Origin of the sequence: Limosilactobacillus sp. DJ3M12, from assembly GCF_947381695.1 — a bacterium.
GTDB lineage: Bacteria > Bacillota > Bacilli > Lactobacillales > Lactobacillaceae > Limosilactobacillus > Limosilactobacillus kinnaridis.
This window is the reverse complement of record NZ_CANCWY010000074.1, coordinates 1-305: the sequence shown is the minus strand read 5'-3', so window position 1 is coordinate 305 and position 305 is coordinate 1. Positions and strand designations below refer to the sequence as shown.

At 46.2% G+C, this 305-nt stretch carries 2 tRNA genes; both read left to right on the top strand.

From position 1 onward, the window contains the following. Nucleotides 1-4 precede the first annotated feature (4 nt). Nucleotides 5-77, top strand: a tRNA-Val gene (locus tag QOS06_RS10785). Nucleotides 78-116: 39 nt separating this feature from the next. Further along, nucleotides 117-188 (top strand) — tRNA-Gln (locus QOS06_RS10780). Nucleotides 189-305 lie beyond the last annotated feature (117 nt).

Genomic DNA, 305 nt, shown 5'->3' with positions numbered 1-305 from the left:
TTTTGGAGGATTAGCTCAGTTGGGAGAGCATCTGCCTTACAAGCAGGGGGTCACAGGTTCGAGCCCTGTATCCTCCATTGAACAATTTTAATAGTTGTTCAACATTTTAATATAATTGGGCTATAGCCAAGCGGTAAGGCAACGGTTTTTGGTACCGTCATGCGCTGGTTCGAATCCAGCTAGCCCAATTAGTCTAAAACAGTGAGTAAAAATTACTCGCTGTTTTTTTAGTGCGCCCGGCATGGGTATTAGCTAGGTGGTGAAAGTCCGCTATGGGCCGTAGTAGTCGGAACCATGAGCTGAGG